General features: G+C 64.5%; 18 protein-coding genes and 1 pseudogene. 9 read left to right on the top strand and 10 right to left on the bottom strand.

From position 1 onward, the window contains the following. Together D8Z78_RS25035 and D8Z78_RS17810 are read right to left on the bottom strand one after the other, a co-directional pair. Positions 1 to 149 (bottom strand): annotated as a pseudogene (locus D8Z78_RS25035) (aspartate aminotransferase family protein); the annotation flags it as partial. A gap of 93 nt (positions 150 to 242) precedes the next feature. After that, positions 243 to 1,196 (bottom strand): aldose epimerase family protein, encoded by a 954-nt coding sequence (locus D8Z78_RS17810; RefSeq protein ID WP_121630339.1) that lies wholly within the window; start codon positions 1,194 to 1,196, stop codon positions 243 to 245. Positions 1,197 to 1,261: 65 nt separating this feature from the next. Between D8Z78_RS17810 and D8Z78_RS17805 the strand changes: the two genes are divergently transcribed. Then, positions 1,262 to 2,482 carry an MFS transporter gene (locus tag D8Z78_RS17805; RefSeq protein ID WP_121630340.1) on the top strand — a complete coding sequence of 407 codons (1,221 nt, stop codon included), beginning with the start codon at positions 1,262 to 1,264 and terminating at the stop codon, positions 2,480 to 2,482. Here D8Z78_RS17805 and D8Z78_RS17800 read toward each other — a convergent pair. Continuing rightward, entirely contained in the window at positions 2,450 to 3,715 is a 1,266-nt protein-coding gene (locus D8Z78_RS17800; protein WP_121630341.1) for a glycosyltransferase family 4 protein, read from the bottom strand. The two genes, D8Z78_RS17805 and D8Z78_RS17800, sit on opposite strands and share 33 nt — an antisense overlap. A 6-nt stretch (positions 3,716 to 3,721) precedes the next feature. Next, positions 3,722 to 5,119 carry a hypothetical protein gene (locus tag D8Z78_RS17795; RefSeq protein WP_121630342.1) on the bottom strand — a complete coding sequence of 466 codons (1,398 nt, stop codon included), beginning with the start codon at positions 5,117 to 5,119 and terminating at the stop codon, positions 3,722 to 3,724. Between the two features lie 249 nt (positions 5,120 to 5,368). Between D8Z78_RS17795 and D8Z78_RS17790 the strand changes: the two genes are divergently transcribed. Beyond that, positions 5,369 to 6,577: a glycosyltransferase family 4 protein gene (locus tag D8Z78_RS17790; protein WP_240672172.1), complete on the top strand. Its 1,209-nt coding sequence runs from the start codon at positions 5,369 to 5,371 to the stop codon at positions 6,575 to 6,577. Here D8Z78_RS17790 and D8Z78_RS17785 read toward each other — a convergent pair. Both D8Z78_RS17785 and D8Z78_RS17780 read right to left on the bottom strand, forming a co-directional pair. Next, entirely contained in the window at positions 6,478 to 7,155 is a 678-nt protein-coding gene (locus D8Z78_RS17785; protein ID WP_121630344.1) for an HTTM domain-containing protein, read from the bottom strand. The genes D8Z78_RS17790 and D8Z78_RS17785 overlap by 100 nt on opposite strands. Then, positions 7,152 to 7,550, bottom strand: coding sequence for a hypothetical protein (locus D8Z78_RS17780; protein WP_121630345.1), 399 nt, complete (start codon positions 7,548 to 7,550; stop codon positions 7,152 to 7,154). The genes D8Z78_RS17785 and D8Z78_RS17780 overlap by 4 nt, the downstream gene beginning before the upstream one ends. Positions 7,551 to 7,715: 165 nt before the next feature. Here D8Z78_RS17780 and xsc point away from each other — a divergent pair, with 165 nt between their 5' ends. Next, positions 7,716 to 9,491 carry a sulfoacetaldehyde acetyltransferase gene (xsc, locus tag D8Z78_RS17775; protein WP_121630346.1) on the top strand — a complete coding sequence of 592 codons (1,776 nt, stop codon included), beginning with the start codon at positions 7,716 to 7,718 and terminating at the stop codon, positions 9,489 to 9,491. Between the two features lie 32 nt (positions 9,492 to 9,523). Here xsc and D8Z78_RS17770 read toward each other — a convergent pair whose 3' ends face one another. Then, complete coding sequence (locus D8Z78_RS17770) at positions 9,524 to 10,375, bottom strand: phosphate acyltransferase (RefSeq protein ID WP_121630347.1); 852 nt, start codon at positions 10,373 to 10,375, stop codon at positions 9,524 to 9,526. A gap of 30 nt (positions 10,376 to 10,405) precedes the next feature. Between D8Z78_RS17770 and D8Z78_RS17765 the strand changes: the two genes are divergently transcribed. From D8Z78_RS17765 to D8Z78_RS17745, 5 genes are all read left to right on the top strand, one after another. Continuing rightward, complete coding sequence (locus tag D8Z78_RS17765; protein ID WP_121630348.1) at positions 10,406 to 11,539, top strand: citrate/2-methylcitrate synthase; 1,134 nt, start codon at positions 10,406 to 10,408, stop codon at positions 11,537 to 11,539. 96 nt (positions 11,540 to 11,635) lie between these two features. After that, positions 11,636 to 14,437, top strand: coding sequence for a molybdopterin oxidoreductase family protein (locus tag D8Z78_RS17760; protein WP_121630349.1), 2,802 nt, complete (start codon positions 11,636 to 11,638; stop codon positions 14,435 to 14,437). Between the two features lie 117 nt (positions 14,438 to 14,554). Further along, complete coding sequence (locus D8Z78_RS17755; RefSeq protein ID WP_128910841.1) at positions 14,555 to 15,175, top strand: DUF6882 domain-containing protein; 621 nt, start codon at positions 14,555 to 14,557, stop codon at positions 15,173 to 15,175. 79 nt (positions 15,176 to 15,254) lie between these two features. Further along, positions 15,255 to 16,004: a 4Fe-4S dicluster domain-containing protein gene (locus tag D8Z78_RS17750; RefSeq protein ID WP_121630351.1), complete on the top strand. Its 750-nt coding sequence runs from the start codon at positions 15,255 to 15,257 to the stop codon at positions 16,002 to 16,004. 47 nt (positions 16,005 to 16,051) lie between these two features. Then, positions 16,052 to 16,918 (top strand): dimethyl sulfoxide reductase anchor subunit family protein, encoded by an 867-nt coding sequence (locus D8Z78_RS17745; protein ID WP_121630352.1) that lies wholly within the window; start codon positions 16,052 to 16,054, stop codon positions 16,916 to 16,918. On the opposite strand, the gene D8Z78_RS17740 is transcribed toward D8Z78_RS17745, so the two are convergent. Beyond that, complete coding sequence (locus D8Z78_RS17740) at positions 16,915 to 17,478, bottom strand: DUF1523 family protein (RefSeq protein WP_121630353.1); 564 nt, start codon at positions 17,476 to 17,478, stop codon at positions 16,915 to 16,917. The two genes, D8Z78_RS17745 and D8Z78_RS17740, sit on opposite strands and share 4 nt — an antisense overlap. Before the next feature lie 15 nt (positions 17,479 to 17,493). Next, positions 17,494 to 17,760, bottom strand: a complete 267-nt coding sequence (locus tag D8Z78_RS17735; RefSeq protein WP_121630354.1) for a hypothetical protein — start codon at positions 17,758 to 17,760, stop codon at positions 17,494 to 17,496. A gap of 251 nt (positions 17,761 to 18,011) precedes the next feature. Here D8Z78_RS17735 and D8Z78_RS24710 point away from each other — a divergent pair, with 251 nt between their 5' ends. Then, positions 18,012 to 18,173, top strand: a complete 162-nt coding sequence (locus D8Z78_RS24710) for a hypothetical protein (protein WP_164933002.1) — start codon at positions 18,012 to 18,014, stop codon at positions 18,171 to 18,173. Positions 18,174 to 18,204: 31 nt separating this feature from the next. On the opposite strand, the gene D8Z78_RS17730 is transcribed toward D8Z78_RS24710, so the two are convergent. Further along, positions 18,205 to 18,534 carry a hypothetical protein gene (locus D8Z78_RS17730; RefSeq protein WP_121630355.1) on the bottom strand — a complete coding sequence of 110 codons (330 nt, stop codon included), beginning with the start codon at positions 18,532 to 18,534 and terminating at the stop codon, positions 18,205 to 18,207.

The following is an 18,534-nucleotide window of genomic DNA, read 5'->3' as shown; positions in this document are numbered from 1 at the left end:
CGATTGCCGTCACGATCCTCGATATGGCAGCCGGAGCCGCCGGTGATGACGCGATTGGGCAGGTTGCCGCGCGCGAACTCGGCCAGATGCGTCGAAGGGTGAAAGAACGTCTCGCGATCCCATTGCGAAAGCTGGTCGTTGGGCAGCATGTCATCTCCTGCGGGTTGGATTTGCGCGCAGCATAGGCGCAGCGGGCACGGTCCGAAAGGCCCGGACCGACCACGAGATGCGTACAACCGACGTCAAACCGGGCTTATGGCGATTGTTGTGGTCTGGTGATACGGCGCGTCCGGGCTGCACAGCACTGAGCCGAATTGCGGCATGTTCACCGTGTTTGGCGCGGCCTGCGCCTCCAGACACAGGCCTGCAAAGGGGCCAAAGCTTTGACCCGGCCAAGGCGCGCCATGGGCGGTCAGCATGTTCGATGTATACATCTGCACCCCCGGTTGATCGGTCCACAGTTGCAGGCGCAGCCCGTCGCTGGTGACCTCTGCCTTGGTGCAATTGCCCTCGTTCAGCATCAGGTTGAGATCGTAGCCTTGGCCGTCGGGGTCGATTTCGGACAGTTTCGCGCCCTCGCGAAAATCGTAGCGCGTGCCCTCGACTGGTAGAATTTCCCCGGTGGGCAGCAGGCTGTCATCGACCGGCGTATAGGTGGGCGCGTCCAGCCGCACCACATGATCGCGGATCGTGCCCTGACCGGCGAGGTTGAAATAGAGGTGTTGGCACAAGGCGATGGGCGTCACGCGGTCCGGCGTTCCGGTCATCTCCCATGTCAGGGCCGACCCGTCGAGGCTGATCCTGACGGTGAAATCGACCGCACCGGGATAGCCCTGATCGCCATCGGGGGAGTGCAACCGCAGCGTCACCGCGCGGTCGTCGGTCTGCTCCATCTCCCATATTTGTTTGCCAAGCCCCATCGGCCCGCCATGCAGGTGATGGATGCCGCCGGGATTGATCGGCAATTGGTACGTGACGCCCTCCAGCGCAAAGCGGCCAAAGCCCGTGCGATTGGCCAGCCGTCCGGCGATGATGCCCATCGAGCCGATGTTTTCGCGGTACTGTTCGACGTCGGAATGGCCCAGAACCACGCGCCGCCCGGCCACCTGCCAATCCTGTACGGCACAGCCGATGTTGAGCACGGTCACTTGGGTATCGCCGTCGCGCAGGATGGCGGATTTGATCTGATCGGTCATTGGTCTGCTCCTGATGTCGCTTTTGGCTCTATCAGAGCGCGGGCGGGGCGCATAGTGTTGCGCGCATGAGCTTTCTTGACAGTCGATATTCGTGGATCCGCCTCGGCCTGACCTTGCTGATCGCCATCATGGCGAATGTCGGCATGTGGTCGATCATCGTGATCCTGCCGGATGTCGGGACCGAGTTCGGGGCGGGCCGGGCCGAAGCCTCCTTGCCGTATACGACGACGATGATCGGCTTTGCGCTGGGCAATATGTTCATCGGGCGGGCAGTGGATCGCTGGGGCATGGCTTGGGCCATGACCGGGGCCGGTCTGCTGATGGCGGCGGGCTATGCACTGGCTTCCTTCGCGCCGTCGATCGCGGTGCTGAGCGCGGTGCAATTGCTGATCGGGTTCGGCACGGCGGCGGGGTTTGGTCCCCTGATCGCCGACATCTCGCAATGGTTTCAACGCTGGCGCGGCATTGCCGTGGCGGTCGCGGCGTCGGGCAATTACCTGTCCGGCGCGATCTGGCCCGTGGTGCTGGGCTGGATGGCCGGGGACGAGGGCTGGCGCTGGATCTACATGGCCTTGGCGGGGCTGACGGTGTGCATCGTGTTGCCGCTGGCGCAGGTCCTGCGCCGACGCTTGCCGGTGGAGGACATGGCGCGGGCCGATGCCGCATCCAGCGCCCGGGCCAAGGCGACCGGCTTCAGCCCGCGACAGTTGCAATGGATGCTGGGCCTTGCCGGGATCGGCTGCTGCGTGGCGATGTCGATGCCGCAGGTGCATATCGTGGCGCTCTGCGTCGATATGGGCTTTGGCGCGGCGGTGGGCGCGGAGATGCTGTCGCTGATGCTGCTGGGCGGCGTTGCCTCGCGGCTGGTTTCCGGCGTGCTGGCGGACCGGATTGGCGGGGTGCGGACGCTGCTAATCGGCTCGACCCTGCAATGCATCGCCTTGTTCCTGTACCTGCCCGCCGGGGGCATCGTCAGCCTCTATGTGGTCAGCCTGATCTTTGGCCTGAGCCAAGGCGGCATCGTGCCCAGCTACGCGGTGATCGTGCGCGAATACCTGCCCGCGCGCGAGGCGGGGGCACGGGTTGGCTTCGTCATGATGATGACGATCATCGGCATGGCCTTGGGCGGCTGGCTGTCGGGGGTGATCTACGACCTGACCGGCAGCTACGAATGGGCCTTCATCAACGGGATCGGATGGAACCTGCTGAACATGGCGCTGATCGCGGTGATCCTGTTCCGGGGGCGGCGGGCCTCAATAGCCCAGCCCGTCCAGCCCGTGTCCTGACAAAAGCGCGTCGTAGACGGCGATGGTGCGGCGGCCCTTTTCGGCCCAGGGGAAGTAATCCTCGGCATAGGTGCGACCACGCGCGGCGGTGTCTGCCATGGCGTCTCGGTCCAGCAAGCACGCCTCCATCTGCGCGGCAAAACCTTTGACCAGCGTGTCGAACGGAGCCATCGGGACTGCGTGACCGCGACCCTCGGCCACCAGATCGCCAGGCGCGCCATAGTCGCTGACCAGCAGGGTCTGCCCGCAGGCCATCGCCTCGATCACCACGCCGGCCCCTAGTTCACGGATCGAAGGGAAGACAAACGCGTCGGTGATGCGCATCATCTGCGCCACTTCGGCTTGGGATTTACGGCCATGCATCGTGATGCAGTCCGACAGGCCGTGCTCTGCGATCACCGCCTCCATCCGCGCGCGCTCCGGCCCGTCGCCGACCACGTGCAGGTGGTGCTGGCGCAAGGCGGGCGAGGCGGCAAAGGCACGGATCGGCAGTTCGGGCAGCTTGTAGGGCACCAACCGCCCGGCATAGAGGAATTGCACCTTGTCACCGCCACGCCGACCGGCAGGGGCATCTCCGTCGTGGAAGATCGCGGGGTCAAAGCCGATCTCGGGCATGGACACGATGCGCGCATCGGGCACGCGGGTCAGATCGGCGCGGGTATGGGAAAAGGCAGACAGCACCGCCGAGGCCCGGTCATAGGTGGACCGCGCATAGGGCAGGTATTTGTAGAGGTTGCGCAGCTTGCGCAGCTTTTCCTTTTCGCGGGCCTGCTCGGCGGTAAAGGCCTTGGGCCAGTCGAGATTGCCATTGAGCGGCCCGATGACGAAGGGCTGGCGGCATTTATGCGCGATCCATGAGGGCAGCGTGGGCGACATGGGCGTGATCCGGTGAACCACGTCGAAGCCCGACAGATCACCGCCGAAATGCCGGTAGACCCCATGCTCGAACGCCAAGTAGGGCAGGTAATTCATCATCATAGAGGTCGACCACGCGACCTCCTCTCCGCCGCGCAACCAGCGGGCAAGGCGGAACATCGGCCCGGCCAGCCATTCCGTGTCGATATAGCGGATGTCGAGCCCGTGGGGCTCTTTCTCGATATTCTCGCGGTTGCGCACATGGGTCGCCAGCACGACCTGTGCGCCCTCGGCAATCGCCTTGGCGTATTTCCATCCCACGATCGGCAGCGAGGGCCATTCGGGGTTGCACTCATCTGCCAGCACCAAAACCTTCATGTACCCTCACATCACCGAACGCCATTTCAGGCCGGTCGCCATACTCGCAAGATGCAGACGTTCGGCCCGCAGTTTTTCCGCATACCCCGTCAGCGCCCCGACCATCAGCCATGTCAGCGGCGTGATCGTGCCGTTGGGGATCATGTCCGCCACGTTGATCGCCAGCATAAGCGACAGCGGCCCCACAAGCCGGGACACATCGCCGCCCGACCGGGCCATCACCTCGCGCGCGATCAGGACCAAAGGCAGCAAGAGCAGGCCGAACTCGGCGAAGAAGCCGATCCATCCATAGGTGCCGATGGTGATGATCCAGCGCCCGTCCGTCACCGTCAGGATCTGGCCGGAATACGGGTCGAGGATATGGTTTCGGCCCCAACTGCCCCAGCCGAAGATCGGCTTCAGCTTGGCGCGGTCCAGCAGCGTGTTCTCGTTGTCAAAGCGGAACTCGATGCTGCCGGCGCGATCTGGGTCGATCGATGCGGCCTGCGCGATCAGCCATTTCTCGGGGACCAGCTCTGCGCCTTTCAGCGTCGGATAGGCCAGCGCCAAGGCACCGATCACCAGCGCCACGCGCAATTGCAGTTTCTGGCTGAGCAGGATGACCAGTGGCAGCACGACGAGGCCAAAGATCAATGCGCCGAGCGACTTGGCCAGCACGAGGATGGCGGTCAGGTAGAGCGCCACCAGCAACAGTTTCACGCGATGCGCGTCTTCCTCGGATCGCCACAGCGCCCAAGCCGCCGTCACCGCCATGAAGGCAAAGAAGGCCACCCACAATCCGTGGTACAGGAAGACCACCGGGCGATAGCCGCCAAAGCGGATGCTTTGCCCGAAGAAGTGCTGGTAATAGCCGTAGACCCACAGGTTCAATTGCGGGGACAGGCGCATTTCGATCAGCATCAACAGCGAATAGACCAGCCCGCCGGTCATCAGCGCGATCATCAGGGTGCGCAAGGAGTCCGCGTCGCGCAACAGCTTGCGCGCCAGAAGGAAGGGCAGGACCAGCAGGACCTGTTGCAGCAGCAGGGCCACGGCATCTTTGATGCCAAGCCCGGGCAGTCCGACCTGCCCGTAGAAGACGGGCTCGTCATTGGTCGCAACCGTGGCAAGCGGGGACAGGACGAACACGCCCAACAGGATCTTGCCCATGCCCGATTGCGGCAGCCACGACCCGGTATCCCGCGTGCGCCAGATGACGAACAGGAAGGCCGCGAAAGCCGGCAGGTTGTGTTTGTTCAGCGGTGGGAAGAGCGGCGGATCGAAGACCGCGGGCGGTTCCGGCAGGAACAGGTAGCACCACATCAGCGACCAGATCAGCGCGCGGTCGGGCTTCATCCGGCCGAACATCGCCAGAACGAGCAAGGGCGTCAGCGCCAGGGCAAGATAGGCGATCGGGTTGGGCATGGGCCTGTGGATTAGCGTTCGAACGCGATGACTTTACCAAGCGCAGGGGGCAAAGTCGCGGCAACTTTGGGCCGAAACAAAGGATTTGGAAACGATTGCGCGTGCAGCTTGGAGAAAATCATGGTTTGCGGCAACGGTTTCACGGAAGGTCCCTAAAATTGCCGCATTATCCGGCCAAGCCTTCTGCCCGAGGTACGAGTGAGGGATCCGATGGGTCGGGATAGATTACGTATTGCCTATCTGTGCGACATGTCGCCTTTGGATCGCAATCTGTATTCCGGCGGCAACGCCCGGATCTTCGAGGCCCTGCAAAAACATGCTGGCGACGTGACGATCCTGCCCAGTGACTGGGGCACGGCAGAGCCGCTCCGGCGGCTGATCCTGTCGACACCGGAGCGGGTCAATCTGCGGGTGCGCTGGAGGGCCCATCTGGCCTTGCGGCGCATCATCGGTCGGCGCGTGACGCGGACATTGCGGCGCGGGCAATATGACGTGGTGTTCGGCGCTTATTCGCTGCATTCGATGTGTGGTCTGCGCGTGCCCGACGGCATGTTGTCTGCCTTCACCTCGGACGCGACGCAGACGGTCTATCGCTGCTCCGAGGTCGGCAAGGCGCATGACCGGCATTTCCCGTTCGGCCATCTTCTGGACGGTTGGGTCGAGAGCTGCGAGGCGCGGGCGCTGCGCAATGTCGACCTGCTCCTCTGGCCCTCGAACTGGTTGCAGGAGGCGGTGGCGGATCGCTATGGCATTCGCGGGCAGCTGGTGTCGTGGGGCGCGAATATCGACACCCCGCCAGAAGGCCTGTCGCGTCAATTGACCGGTCGGCTGGAACTGCTCTTGATCGGACGCGACTGGTTCGCCAAGGGCGGCCCGGTCGCCTTCGAGACGATGCAGCGGTTGCGGGATGCCGGGGTGGATGCGCATTTGACCGTGATCGGCTGCACGCCGCCCGACTGTCATCGCAACGGCCATGTCACGGTGCATCCGCAACTCGACAAGGGCAAAAGCGCGGAGCTTGCCATCTTCGACGCGGCGCTCGCGCGGGCGCATTTCCTTGTGCAGCCGTCTTACGAAAGCTACGGATTCGCATTCTGCGAGGCATCCGCTTACGGCCTCCCTGCGCTGTGCCTGAACGTTGGCGGGGTGCCGGTCTGGAATGGCGTCAATGGCGAGGCGCTTCCGGTCGGGTCGGGCGCCGATGCCTTTGCCGCCGTCATCCAGTCCTATCTCGACGCGCCTGCGCGTTATGCCGTGCTGTCACGTTCCGCGCGTGAGACCTTTGAGACGCGGCTGAACTGGGATGCGTGGGGCAAGTCCGTGGCGGAGCTGCTGAACGAGGCGGTCACAGAGAAGCGTCAGACCACTCTGGCCTGCAACCACAGCAGCGCCGGAAAGGCGCTGAACCATGCCCAGACGAACCGGTTCAACCCGAAAAAGCAGGCATTCGACAGGTGAAACACGGCGCAGGCCAATAAAGCCACCGCCAAAGCCAAGGGGTGCAGCACCGCCAAGGGGAAGGCCAGTTCCAGCCCCATGACAGCCCATGACGCGGCAAAGGTTGCCCCGCGCCAGTCGGCGATGCGGCGCAGGCGCACGCTGACCGGATAGGCGGAAAAGCGGAACACATCCGACAGGGCAATGCCGCTGCGCCAGTCGGGGTTGATGACCTTGATCCAGCCCGAGACGAAATAGGACAGCGCCAATTGCACGGCGAGGTAGGCCAGCGCCAGTTCACGCCAGTAGATGTCCAACGGCAGGTGCGCGCAGGCGAGGCAGGTCAGCACCAGCAGGGTCATCTTGTCCGAGCCGCCATTATACGGCCCGTCGAAGCGGCGCAGGATCAGCAGGCCGATTCCCCACAGCGCCCATGTGACCCACGCCGTCGCGATCCCGGCCAGCATCAGCAGCGCCAGCGCGATGCGGGGCGCGAACAGGCGGCGATCCTCGGGGCGGGTCATATGCTCGGCGCTGTGCTGGAGCAGGGCCAGCGCCAGCAGGATCTCGGTCAGACGAAGGGCAAGGTCAAAGCTCATCCCGGCACCTCGACGGGGTCGCTGCGATACAGCTCCTCGGTCAAGATGGTCGCGCCGCTCCGGGTGACGAATGTCAGCCGGAATTGCAGCCGCGCGCCCGGCGGCGCGCCGGTGATGCGGGCGATCCTCGTGTTCAATTCGTGCAGGCTGTGGGCGGAGCCGGTTTCGACCAGCCGCTCCGACAGGGTCACCAAATACAGGTCCTCGTTCCAGTCGGGGTTCCAGACCAGTCGTCGCAGCATCGTCGCGAACGCAACCCGCTCGGGCCGCGGTCGCACCGGCGCCCAGTCGCCACCCTCCAACCGCCACCATAGGCGCGGGCTTGGCGCGACGGTCTTGAAGAAGCGCCATGACGGGATCAGTGCGGGCAATAACAGCGACAGGGTGCGCAGCACGGGGGCCTCCGGAGTTGGGCTGACCCTAACCCGCTAGGATTAACCAAGCGTTCCCGCGCTGGCCCTAAGGCAGTCGTTCAACTGGTCCTATCCCACCTTGCATACTGGCCTTAACGTGGCAGCAAAGCGGCCCCCGGGCCGTGCCTCAGCTGTGGAGCGCCTTCTATGAAAATGACCACCGAAGAAGCCTTTGTGAAGGTCTTGCAACGCCACGGGATCGAGCATGCCTTTGGCATCATCGGCTCGGCCTTCATGCCGATTTCGGACCTCTTTCCCAAGGCGGGCATCATGTTCTGGGATTGCGCGCACGAGGGATCGGGCGGGATGATGGCCGATGGCTATACCCGCGCGTCGGGCAAGATGAGCATGATGATCGCGCAGAACGGCCCGGGCATCACCAACTTCGTCACCGCTGTAAAGACCGCGTATTGGAACCACACGCCGCTGCTGCTGGTCACGCCGCAGGCCGCGAACAAGACCATCGGGCAGGGTGGTTTCCAAGAGGTCGAGCAGATGGCCCTGTTCAAGGACATGGTCGCCTATCAGGAAGAGGTGCGCGACCCCTCCCGCGTGGCCGAGGTGCTGACCCGGGTGATTTCCAAGGCGAAACAGGCCAGCGCCCCGGCGCAGATCAACATGCCGCGCGATTTCTGGACGCAGATCATCGACATCGACATCCCCGAGCCGATCATCTTCGAACGGTCCCCGGGCGGTGAAAATTCCGTGGCCGAGGCGGCGGCGCTGCTGTCGGACGCAAAGAACCCGGTGATCCTGAATGGCGCGGGCGTGGTCCTGTCCAAGGGCGGGATCGCCGCCAGCATGGCCTTGGCCGAGCGTCTGGATGCGCCGGTCTGCGTCGGCTACCAGCACAACGATGCCTTCCCCGGTTCGCATCCGCTGTTCGCGGGGCCCTTGGGCTATAACGGGTCGAAGGCCGGGATGGAGCTGATCAAGGAGGCGGACGTGGTGCTGTGCCTTGGCACCCGCCTGAACCCGTTCTCGACCCTGCCGGGCTACGGGATGGAATACTGGCCCGCCAATGCCAAGATCATTCAGGTCGACATCAACCCCGACCGCATCGGCCTGACCAAGAAGGTTACCGTGGGTATCGTCGGTGACGCGGCAAAGGTGGCGAACGGCATCTTGCGGCAACTCTCGCCCGGTGCGGGTGACGAAGGTCGCGACGACCGCAAGGCCCGCATCGCCGAGACGAAATCGCGCTGGGCGCAACAATTGACCGAGATGACCCACGAGGACGACGATCCCGGCACCACATGGAACCAGCGCGCCCGCGACGACAAGCCCGACTGGATGAGCCCCCGCATGGCGTGGCGCGCGATCCAGAGCGCCCTGCCGCGCGAGGCGATCATCAGCTCGGATATCGGCAACAACTGTGCGATCGGCAACGCCTATCCGTCTTTTGACGAGGGGCGCAAATATCTGGCGCCGGGCCTGTTCGGGCCGTGCGGCTATGGCCTGCCCGCCATCATCGGCGCCAAGATCGGGTGCCCGGATGTGCCGGTTGTGGGCTTTGCCGGGGACGGGGCGTTCGGCATTTCGGTGACGGAACTGACCGCCATCGGGCGCAAGGAATGGCCCGCGATCACTCAAGTCGTCTTCCGCAACTACCAGTGGGGCGCGGAAAAGCGCAACTCGACCCTGTGGTATGACGACAACTTCGTCGGCACCGAACTGGATGAGCAAGTCAGCTACGCCGCCATCGCCAAGGCCTGCGGGTTGCAAGGCGTCGTCGCCCGCACCATGGACGAGCTGCGCGATGCGCTGACGCAGGCCATCGCCGACCAGAAAGAGGGCAAGACCACGCTGATCGAGGCGCTCATCAATCAGGAACTGGGCGAGCCCTTCCGCCGTGACGCGATGAAGAAACCCAACGTCGTGGCCGGGATCGACGCTTCGGACATGGTGAAGCAGTCGGTCTGAGAGCATCGCGCCCCGGGCTTGACCCGGGGCCTCTACCCCAGCGCGACCGTGACGGCGGTCGCTGCGACGATATCCTCTACCGTTGCCCCGCGCGACAGGTCGCAGACGGGGCGGCGGAACCCTTGCAGGATCGGCCCCAGCGCCTGCGCGCCCGCCAGTTCCTGCGCCAGCTTGTAGGCGATGTTCCCCGCGTCCAACGAAGGAAAGACCAGCACATTGGCATCCCCGGCCCCCATCCCCTTGGTCCCTGCGATGCGCGCATTCAGTGCCGCATCCGCCTGGATCGGGCCGAGAAAGCCGGTTGCCTCGCAGGCCGCACGCACGGTCTCGACGCTGCCGCCCGCGCCGCTGGTGCCGGTGGAAAAGCTGAGCAACGCCACCCGTGCCTGCCCCAGCAGGGCCTTGGCCGAGGCCTCGGACGCCCGCGCGATGCTGGCCAGCGCGCCCGCATCCGGGGCAACGTTCACCGCGCAATCGGCCCAGACCATCTCTCGCCCATCCGGGAAGACCATCAGGAAAAAGCTCGACGCCACGTCGACGCCCTCCGCCAGCCCGATACCGATGCTGGCCGCCTCGATCACCCGGCGGGTCGGGCTGTCAGCCCCGGCGACCATGCAATCGGCCTCGCCCGCTGCCACCATCGCTGCCGCGCGGTACAATGGCCTGCCCAGCATCCGCCGCGCCACGCCCTCCTTCATGCCGCGCCCCTCGACCAGCGCCGCGACCTGCGCATCGCTGACCTCGAACAGGGCCAAGGGCTGGCACAGCCCTTCGGCGTCCAGCCGCGCACAGGCCTCGGCCACGCGGGGCTCGTCGATCTCGGGGAAAACCACCCGCGCCTGTCGCGCCCGCGCGACCTCGAACGCCTGTTCCAGAACTGCCATGACCGTGCCTCCTGCTCGAAGGAAACCATGATGAGCGATGACGTAAAGATCAACCGCGGCCTCAAGGGCATCTATTTCGAACGCTCTGGTGTCAGCCATATCGACGGGGCCAAGGGCGAGCTTTTGTATCGCGGATACACCATTCACGATCTGGCCGAACACGCCACCTTTGAAGAAGTCTGCTACCTGTTGATCCATGGCGAGTTGCCCAACGCGCGCCAACTGGCGGTGTTCGACGCGCAGATGAAGGCGGGCCGCGAGCTGCCTGCGCAGGTCTACGACATCATCCGCGCCTGCAAGGATGGCCACCCGATGGACGTGCTGCGCACTGCCGTCAGCGCGCTGGCCGCGCTCGAACCGGCCAGTGTCGAGAAGGGTGAGGACGGGTTCCTCAAGAACGGCATTCGCCTGACCTCGCAAGTGCCGATGATCATTGCCGCGCATGAGGCGATCCGCAACGGGCGCGAGCCGGTGCCCGCCGATCCGACCCTGTCCCATGCCGCGAATTGGCTGTGGATGCTGAAGGGCGAAAAGCCCTCTGACGACGCGGCGCGGCTGGCCGATGTGGATTTCATCCTGCACGCGGAACACGGTGCCAATGCGTCGAGCTTCGCCGCGCGCGTGACCGTGGGGACAGAGGCGAACCTGCACGGTGCGATGGTCACGGCGCTCAGCACGTTGGCCGGGCCCGCCCATGGGGGCGCCGCCGAGGACGTGATGAAGATGGTCCACGAGATCGGCTCGCCCGACAACGCGAGCGCCTACGTGAAAGCCAAGCGCGCCAACCGCGAGGCGGTGACGGGCTTTGGCCACCGTGTCTACCGGGCCGAGGACCCGCGCGCGCGCCACATGCGCGAAGGGGTCCGCAAGCTGGGGCAGGAAATGGGCGCGCCGGAATGGTACGAGATCCTGCAAGCGGTCGTCGAGGCGATGAAGCCCTACGCCCGCCACGGCCTGAACGTGAATGTCGATTTCTATTCCGGCGTGATCTACCAGCTGCACGGCATCCCGATGGACCTCTACGTGCCAATCTTTGCCATCGGGCGGATGCCCGGCTGGCTGGTGCAATGCCTCGAACAGCAGCGGTCGAACATCCTGATCCGCCCTCTGACCTTGTATAACGGACCGGAAGCCCGCCCTTATGTGCCCCTTGCAGATCGATGAATCTCCCGTCCCGGGCTTGACCCGGGGCCTCTGGGCGGATTGGGGTAGAGGTCCCGGGTCAAGCCCGGGACGGGTTTCACCTGTGAAGGAGACCACATGACCCAGCCGCAACTGGATCTCTCGCCGCCCGTCTCCGACGAGGTGCGCAAGACGACGTGCTACATGTGCGCCTGCCGCTGCGGGATCAACGTGCATATGACGTCCGGCAAGGTCGCCTATATCGAGGGCAACCGCGATCACCCGGTGAACAAGGGCGTCCTGTGTGCCAAGGGCAGCGCGGGCATCATGCAGCACAACGCGCCCTCGCGCCTGCGCGCGCCGTTGAAGCGGGTCGGGCCGCGCGGGTCGGGGGAATTCGAGGAGATCAGCTGGGACGAGGCCTTGGACATGGCCGAGTCGTGGCTGCGCCCGCTCAGGGAAAGCGCGCCGGAAAAGCTGGCCTTTTTCACCGGGCGCGACCAGTCGCAGTCCTTCACCAGTTTCTGGGCGCAGAATTACGGCACGCCGAATTACGCCGCGCATGGGGGGTTTTGTTCCGTCAACATGGCGACGGCGGGCATCTACACGATGGGCGGTGCCTTCTGGGAGTTCGGCTCGCCCGATTGGGAACATACCAAGCTGTTCATGCTGTTCGGCGTGGCCGAGGATCATGATAGCAATCCGATCAAGATGGGGATTGGCAAGCTCAAGGCGCGCGGGGCGACGGTGATCGGCGTGAACCCGATCCGGTCCGGCTACAACGCCGTAGCCGATGAATGGGTGGGGATCACGCCGGGCACCGACGGGCTTTTCATCCTGTCGCTGATCCATTGCCTGCTCAAGGCGGGCAAGATCGATTTGGATTACCTCGCGCGCTACACCAATGCGCCGGTGCTTCTGGACGGTGATCCCAAGTCACCCGATTACGGGCTGGCCCTGCGGGACGAGGACGGCAAGCCGCAGGTCGTCGACCGCGCGACGGGCAAGCTGGCGGCTTGGGATGCGCCCGGCATCAAGCCCGATCTGCGCGGCCATATCCGCCGCGCCGGGGTCACGCATGCCAGCGTCATGCACAAGATCGCCGAGACCTACCTGTCCGACGATTACGCCCCCGAAGCGGTGGCGACGCGCTGTGGTCTGACCCCGACACGCATCCGCGCGATCGCGGGGCTACTGGCGAAAACCGCGTTCGACGAGGCCATCGTGATCGACCAGCCTTGGACGGATTTCCGGGGTGAGCGGCATGAGCAGATGATCGGGCGGCCCGTCTCCTTTCATGCCATGCGCGGGATTTCCGCCCATGCCAACGGGTTCCAGACCTGCCGCGCGCTGCATCTGCTGCAAATTCTGCTGGGCGCGGTGGAAACGCCGGGCGGCATGCGCTTCAAACCGCCATACCCCAAGCCCGCCCATGCGCACCCCAAGCCCCACGCCAAGGCCACGCCCATGTCGCCCTTGGAGGGGCCGCATCTGGGCTTTCCCATGGGGCCGGAGGATCTGTGTCTGTCCGACAACGGCCAGCCACAACGCATCGACAAGGCGTTTACATGGGAAAACCCGCTCAGCGCCCATGGCTTGATGCACATGGTCATTTCCAACGCCCATGCGGGCGACCCCTACACCATCGACACGCTGATGCTGTATATGGCGAACATGGCGTGGAATTCCTCGATGAACACCCGCGCCGTGATGGAGATGCTGACCGACACGGATCAGAACGGCGACTACATCATCCCGCGCATCATCTATTCGGATGCCTACAGTTCGGAAATGGTCGCCTATGCCGACCTGATCCTGCCCGACACGACCTATCTGGAGCGCCACGACTGCATTTCGCTGCTGGATCGCCCGATCAGCGAGCCCGAGGCTGCCGCCGACGCCATCCGCTGGCCGGTTGTCGAACCCGACCGCGACGTGCGCGGTTTTCAATCGGTGCTGGTCGATCTGGCCAACCGGCTGGACTTGCCCGGCTTCGTCAAAGATGGGCAGCCGCTCTATCGCGACTACGCCGACTACATCACCAACCACCAGCGCAAGCCGGGCATCGGCCCGCTGGCGGGGTGGCGCATGGGGGAAACCGGCCTGACCGACGGGCGCGGCGCCCCGAACGAGGCGCAGCTTGACAGCTATATCGCGAATGGCGGTTTCAAGACCTTTCCCATCCCCGAGGCCGCGCAATATTACAAACCGTGGAACAGCGCCTATCAGGATTACGCGGTCGGCATGGGCTTTTACGACAGCCCGCAGCCCTACCTGTTCCAGCTTTGGTCCGAACCCCTGCGCCGCTTTCAGCGTGCAGGCGAGGGCATCGGCCCCCACCAGCCCCCGGAATACCTGCGCCAGCAGGTGGTCGAAAAGTTCACCCCTCTGCCGACATGGTACGACACCGCCAGCGACGACTTCCCCACCCACGCGCTGACCCAACGCCCGATGGCGATGTATCACAGCTGGGGCAGTCAAAACGCGTGGCTGCGGCAATTGCATGGCCACAATCCGCTTTACCTGCCGACGAAACTGATGCGCCAGAACGACCTGAAAGACGGCGACTGGGCGCATGTCACCTCGCCCCATGGCCGCATCACCGTGCCCGTGGCTGAAATGGCGGCGCTCAATGAGCACACCGTCTGGACATGGAACGCCATCGGCAAGCGCAAGGGGGCGTGGGCGCTGGACACGGACGCGCCCGAGGCGACCAAGGGCTTTCTCCTCAACCATCTGATCCACGAACTTCTGCCGCCCAAGGGCGACGGGTTGCGCTGGTCCAACTCCGACCCGATCACCGGGCAGGCGGCGTGGTTCGACCTCAAGGTGCGCATCGAAAAGGCCCCGCCGCAGGAGATCAGCAAACCCGATACCGACGCACAGGCCAGCCCCGTTCCCGCGCCACCGACAGAATTGCGATGGAAGGTCGGAAAATGATTAACCTTTTTCCCGGTGAAGCCCTTTTCCCGTCACACCGGTCGATGTTAATTGACGCCAATTCGCATCGAATCTTTCAGGGTTATTGGTATGTCGTTCTGGGACAAGCTTCGGCGGATGCTCCGGCGTGCAGGCAAGCGCGACGCCATGCGGCCGAAGGTCGCATCCGACACGCCGAACACCGAAACATGGACCTATCCGGGCGCGGGCATTTTTTATCGGTGCCAGCTCTGCGGCGGCATCCACGAGGCGGACCAGCCCGACGATTTCCTCGACAAGGTGGCCCGGTGCAGCGCAACGATCAGCGCATCGACGCAAGACCTCTATCGCGCGCTCCAGATCCCCGGCGAGGGCGGGCGGTGGAACATCGCCCCGCAGGAGGCGACCTTCGTCTTCACCCGGCCGGGTGGCGAAAAGTGCTTTGCGGATTACGGGCTGATCGGCTCGTGGAACCCGGAAACATGCAGCTGGCTCTGGGCTTGGCACATGCCGGACTTCTTCGACACGCACCGCCCGCCCGAGACCGAGCTGACGCTGGTCCGGCGACTGCGAGAGCATGGTGCACAATGGGGCTGGCAGCCCCTGACCGAGCCGCTTCTGTATCTTGGCGAGCCCGACAGTTGGCACATGGCCGACCTCGCGGCAGACCTTGCCGGCTGGCCGATGGTCTACCGTGCCAAGGTGAACGACAGCAATTATCACTACTTCGCCATCTCGCGCCCCGTCGTCGCCAGCTGAGCGACTCCCTGCTTCTTCTGGCGCAAAATACCGCGGGGTCCGGGGCAGAACCCCGGTCCGCCCTTTCCACAGGTGCGCCATGACGGACTTACCGCAACAGACCCAACGCCAGCTCGGGCTGGTCATCGACCTCGACACCTGCGTCGGGTGTCATGCCTGCGTTGTCTCCTGCAAAGGGTGGAACACCGAGAATTACGGTGCCCCCTTGTCGGATCAGCAGCCCTATGGCGCCGACCCTTCGGGGACCTTCCTGAACCGCGTCCACAGCTACGAACTGACGCCCGAGACCGGTCCGGCGCAGCTGGTGCATTTCCCGAAATCCTGCCTGCATTGCGCCGATGCGCCCTGTGTCACCGTCTGCCCGACCGGAGCCAGCTACAAGCGGGTCGAGGACGGGATCGTTCTGGTCAACGAATCCGACTGTATCGGCTGTGGGCTGTGTGCTTGGGCCTGCCCCTACGGCGCGCGAGAGCTGGACCTTGCGGAAGGCGTCATGAAGAAATGCACGCTCTGCGTGGACCGGATCTACAACGAAAATCTTCCCGAGCGGGACCGTGAACCCGCCTGCGTGCGCACCTGCCCGGCCGGGGCGCGGCATTTTGGCGACTTGGGCGACCCGGACAGCGCCGTTTCGGCCCTCGTGGCCGAGCGGGGCGGGATGGATCTGATGCCGGAGCAGGGGACACGGCCCGTGAACAAGTATCTTCCCCCCCGGCCCAAGGACCAGATCGATGAACAGGTCGACATACTCGCGCCGTTGCTGACGCCGGTTGCAGAAGAGCCCAAGGGCTTTCTCGGCTGGCTCGACCGCGCCTTAGACAAGCTTTGACCCAAAGTAGGATGGGTGATCACCCATCCTACCCCAAGGACCCCACGATGCACCCAGCCCCTTCGATCATCCTGTTCACCACGCTTTCGGGTCTAGGCTTTGGCCTGCTGTTCTGGCTGGGTATCGACCCGACGCCGCCGACCGGTTGGGTCGCTTTCGCCTTCTTTGCCATCGCGTTTGCCTTGTCGCTTGGCGGGCTGGCCTTCTCTGCGGGCCACTTGGGCCGCCCGGAACGGGCGCTCAAGGCGTTCACCCAATGGCGCAGCTCGTGGCTGTCGCGCGAGGCTTGGGCGGCAGCCGCGACCTTGATCATGGCCGGTCTTTACGCGGCGCCGCTGGTGTTCGTCGGAACGACCTTCTTGCCACTCGGCTGGGTCACAGGCTTGCTGGCCCTCGCGACCATCGGCACGACCTCGATGATCTACACGCAGCTCAAGACCGTCCCGCGCTGGCATCACGCCTCGACCCCGGCGCTGTTCCTTGCCTATGCGCTGGCTGGCGGCGCGCTCATGTCAGGACGCGTCACCGTGGCGATTCCGCTGCTGCTCGTTACCGGCGCGTTGCAGGTCTGGGTCTGGTGGGACGGCGACCGCCGTCTTGCGCGGTCCGGCACGGACATGAACACGGCCACCGGCCTGTCGGGCCAAGTCCGCGCGTTCGAGCCGCCGCATACCGGCAGCAACTACTTGCTGCGCGAGATGGTCTTTGTCGTCGGGCGCAAGCACGCACTGAAATTGCGCATCATCGCGCTCGTGCTGGGCGCCGCCCTGCCTGTGGTCCTGCTGCTGATGCCCTTCGGACATTGGCTGGCAGCGCTCGCCGTCCTCAGCCATGTGGCGGGCGTGCTGACCGCCCGCTGGCTCTTCTTTGCCGAGGCCGAGCATGTGGTCGGCCTCTATTACGGCAAACGTTAAAAGACCCGGTCCAGCGTCGGCGCCACGCGCCGTTCCCAAAACCGCTTCCACCGCACGTAGAAGGCCCAGACCAGCGCCGCCAGCACCAGCAGGATCACGATGTTCATCCAAGGGATCAGCGTCACGTCCGGCCCGTCGACGGGACGCAGCGACACCGCGTTGGGAAAGATCGAGATGAATTCGTTCCGCCAGCCGTAATGCCGGATCGCCACCCAGCGCGGGGCCTCGGCGGTCGAGACCAGATCGGCGGCTTCGGCCTGCAGGTTCGCGGTGTCGAACTTGAAGAAAGGCGGCCAGCCCCAGCCGGTATCCTCGTTGCGATAGACCATGACATCGCCATCCGCCCGCCGCGTCTGGATGAAGAAGATCAGCCGTTCCGAGCTGACCCCCGGCGTGGTCGAAGGTGACCCGGCCCAAGCCCAGCTTTGGTCGGAAATGTCGATCCGATCCTCGTAGGTGCCGGTGATCCGCGCGATGTCGGTCTGCGGCAGGGTGTAGTGCAGGAACGCGCCCACGATCAGCCAGAACAACACGATGAGGGTCCATTTGACGTATTTCATGGGGGCGGGCCTTTGTTACCGGAAGTTGGTCATATAAACGATGAAGGCGACAAGGAAAACCGGCAAGCCGAATACGACCAGCGGCAGCAATCGCGACCGCCTTTGATCGAAGCGCGCCAGCCGTCGCCGGACCCATGTGTCTCGGGGTGCGCCTTTGCCGTCGTCCTCCCAATCGTCTTCCAGAATCTCGCGGCGGCGTGCGCGCAGGACGTACCAGAGGATGCCATACAACGCCCCCAGAACGAGGGCACCGATCAGGGCAAAGCGCAGAAAGGCCAGCATCCGGGTCTCCTTTCGCTCAGGTGATCAGATAGGGTGGTAAACGCAACGGGAAAAGGTGTCGCGCCATTCTCGCACGGCGCAGATGTCACATTCCTGAATCCCAAGTGTCATTTCCGCGACTCCCCCATGTCATTCGGATGAATCTCGCCGGTGCCAAGCTCGCCGCATGGTGCAACAGACCGAAGCGGGGCCGATCACCTTGCTCGCATCTCCTGCGCGACTGCACCCGTGTAGCAGAGAAAGGATGTGACATGTCGACCGAAACCAGTTCGATCTGGGTCCATATCGAGACCCTTTTGGCGGCCCCCGGGCGCTTGGAATTGTTCCTCGCCTTGGGATTGACGATGTTCGTGGTGGTGATCCTGGCGCTGGTGCTGGTCCTGCGCGAAGTGCGTCACCTCAGAACCGGTTGAAGTGAAGTATAGGGGCGGTCCGGCGGTGGGCCTACCACACCGCCTCTTTCCACCGCCGGGGCGAGGTGCCCACGACGAGGATCAGGATCGGTGCCCAGACCAGCGCCGCCTGCGCCCCGAGTGTCAGGAAATGCCGCAGGCCCGCGCCGGGGGCCAGTTGAAACACGGTCCAGACCTGCGGGCCTTGCAGATGATAGAGCCACGCAAACAGCCCCGCGCTGCCCAGCCAGACGAGCAAGGCCGCCACCACGCCGCCCACCAGCACGCCGGTCAGCGTTTCGGGCACGACCCGCTCGATAAGGCGGGGGATGGCGATGGCAAGGACAACCAGTCCAAGCGCAGGCAGGATGAGCGAAAACAT

The sequence above is a fragment of the Tropicibacter alexandrii genome (genome assembly GCF_003667315.2).
In the GTDB taxonomy this organism is placed as follows: domain Bacteria; phylum Pseudomonadota; class Alphaproteobacteria; order Rhodobacterales; family Rhodobacteraceae; genus Tropicibacter; species Tropicibacter alexandrii.
This window is presented reverse-complemented; position numbering and strand designations above follow the sequence as displayed.

Bases quoted from the DNA above. Each gene is read 5' to 3' on its own strand.
- D8Z78_RS17810 (WP_121630339.1), bottom strand. From the start codon at position 1,196: ATGACCGATCAGATCAAATCCGCCATCCTGCGCGACGGCGATACCCAA.
- D8Z78_RS17805 (WP_121630340.1), top strand. From the start codon at position 1,262: ATGAGCTTTCTTGACAGTCGATATTCGTGGATCCGCCTCGGCCTGACC.
- D8Z78_RS17800 (WP_121630341.1), bottom strand. From the start codon at position 3,715: ATGAAGGTTTTGGTGCTGGCAGATGAGTGCAACCCCGAATGGCCCTCG.
- D8Z78_RS17795 (WP_121630342.1), bottom strand. From the start codon at position 5,119: ATGCCCAACCCGATCGCCTATCTTGCCCTGGCGCTGACGCCCTTGCTC.
- D8Z78_RS17790 (WP_240672172.1), top strand. From the start codon at position 5,369: ATGTCGCCTTTGGATCGCAATCTGTATTCCGGCGGCAACGCCCGGATC.
- D8Z78_RS17785 (WP_121630344.1), bottom strand. From the start codon at position 7,155: ATGAGCTTTGACCTTGCCCTTCGTCTGACCGAGATCCTGCTGGCGCTG.
- xsc (WP_121630346.1), top strand. From the start codon at position 7,716: ATGAAAATGACCACCGAAGAAGCCTTTGTGAAGGTCTTGCAACGCCAC.
- D8Z78_RS17770 (WP_121630347.1), bottom strand. From the start codon at position 10,375: ATGGCAGTTCTGGAACAGGCGTTCGAGGTCGCGCGGGCGCGACAGGCG.
- D8Z78_RS17765 (WP_121630348.1), top strand. From the start codon at position 10,406: ATGAGCGATGACGTAAAGATCAACCGCGGCCTCAAGGGCATCTATTTC.
- D8Z78_RS17760 (WP_121630349.1), top strand. From the start codon at position 11,636: ATGACCCAGCCGCAACTGGATCTCTCGCCGCCCGTCTCCGACGAGGTG.
- D8Z78_RS17755 (WP_128910841.1), top strand. From the start codon at position 14,555: ATGCTCCGGCGTGCAGGCAAGCGCGACGCCATGCGGCCGAAGGTCGCA.
- D8Z78_RS17750 (WP_121630351.1), top strand. From the start codon at position 15,255: ATGACGGACTTACCGCAACAGACCCAACGCCAGCTCGGGCTGGTCATC.
- D8Z78_RS17745 (WP_121630352.1), top strand. From the start codon at position 16,052: ATGCACCCAGCCCCTTCGATCATCCTGTTCACCACGCTTTCGGGTCTA.
- D8Z78_RS17740 (WP_121630353.1), bottom strand. From the start codon at position 17,478: ATGAAATACGTCAAATGGACCCTCATCGTGTTGTTCTGGCTGATCGTG.
- D8Z78_RS17735 (WP_121630354.1), bottom strand. From the start codon at position 17,760: ATGCTGGCCTTTCTGCGCTTTGCCCTGATCGGTGCCCTCGTTCTGGGG.
- D8Z78_RS24710 (WP_164933002.1), top strand. From the start codon at position 18,012: ATGTCGACCGAAACCAGTTCGATCTGGGTCCATATCGAGACCCTTTTG.
- D8Z78_RS17730 (WP_121630355.1), bottom strand. From the start codon at position 18,534: ATGTTTTCGCTCATCCTGCCTGCGCTTGGACTGGTTGTCCTTGCCATC.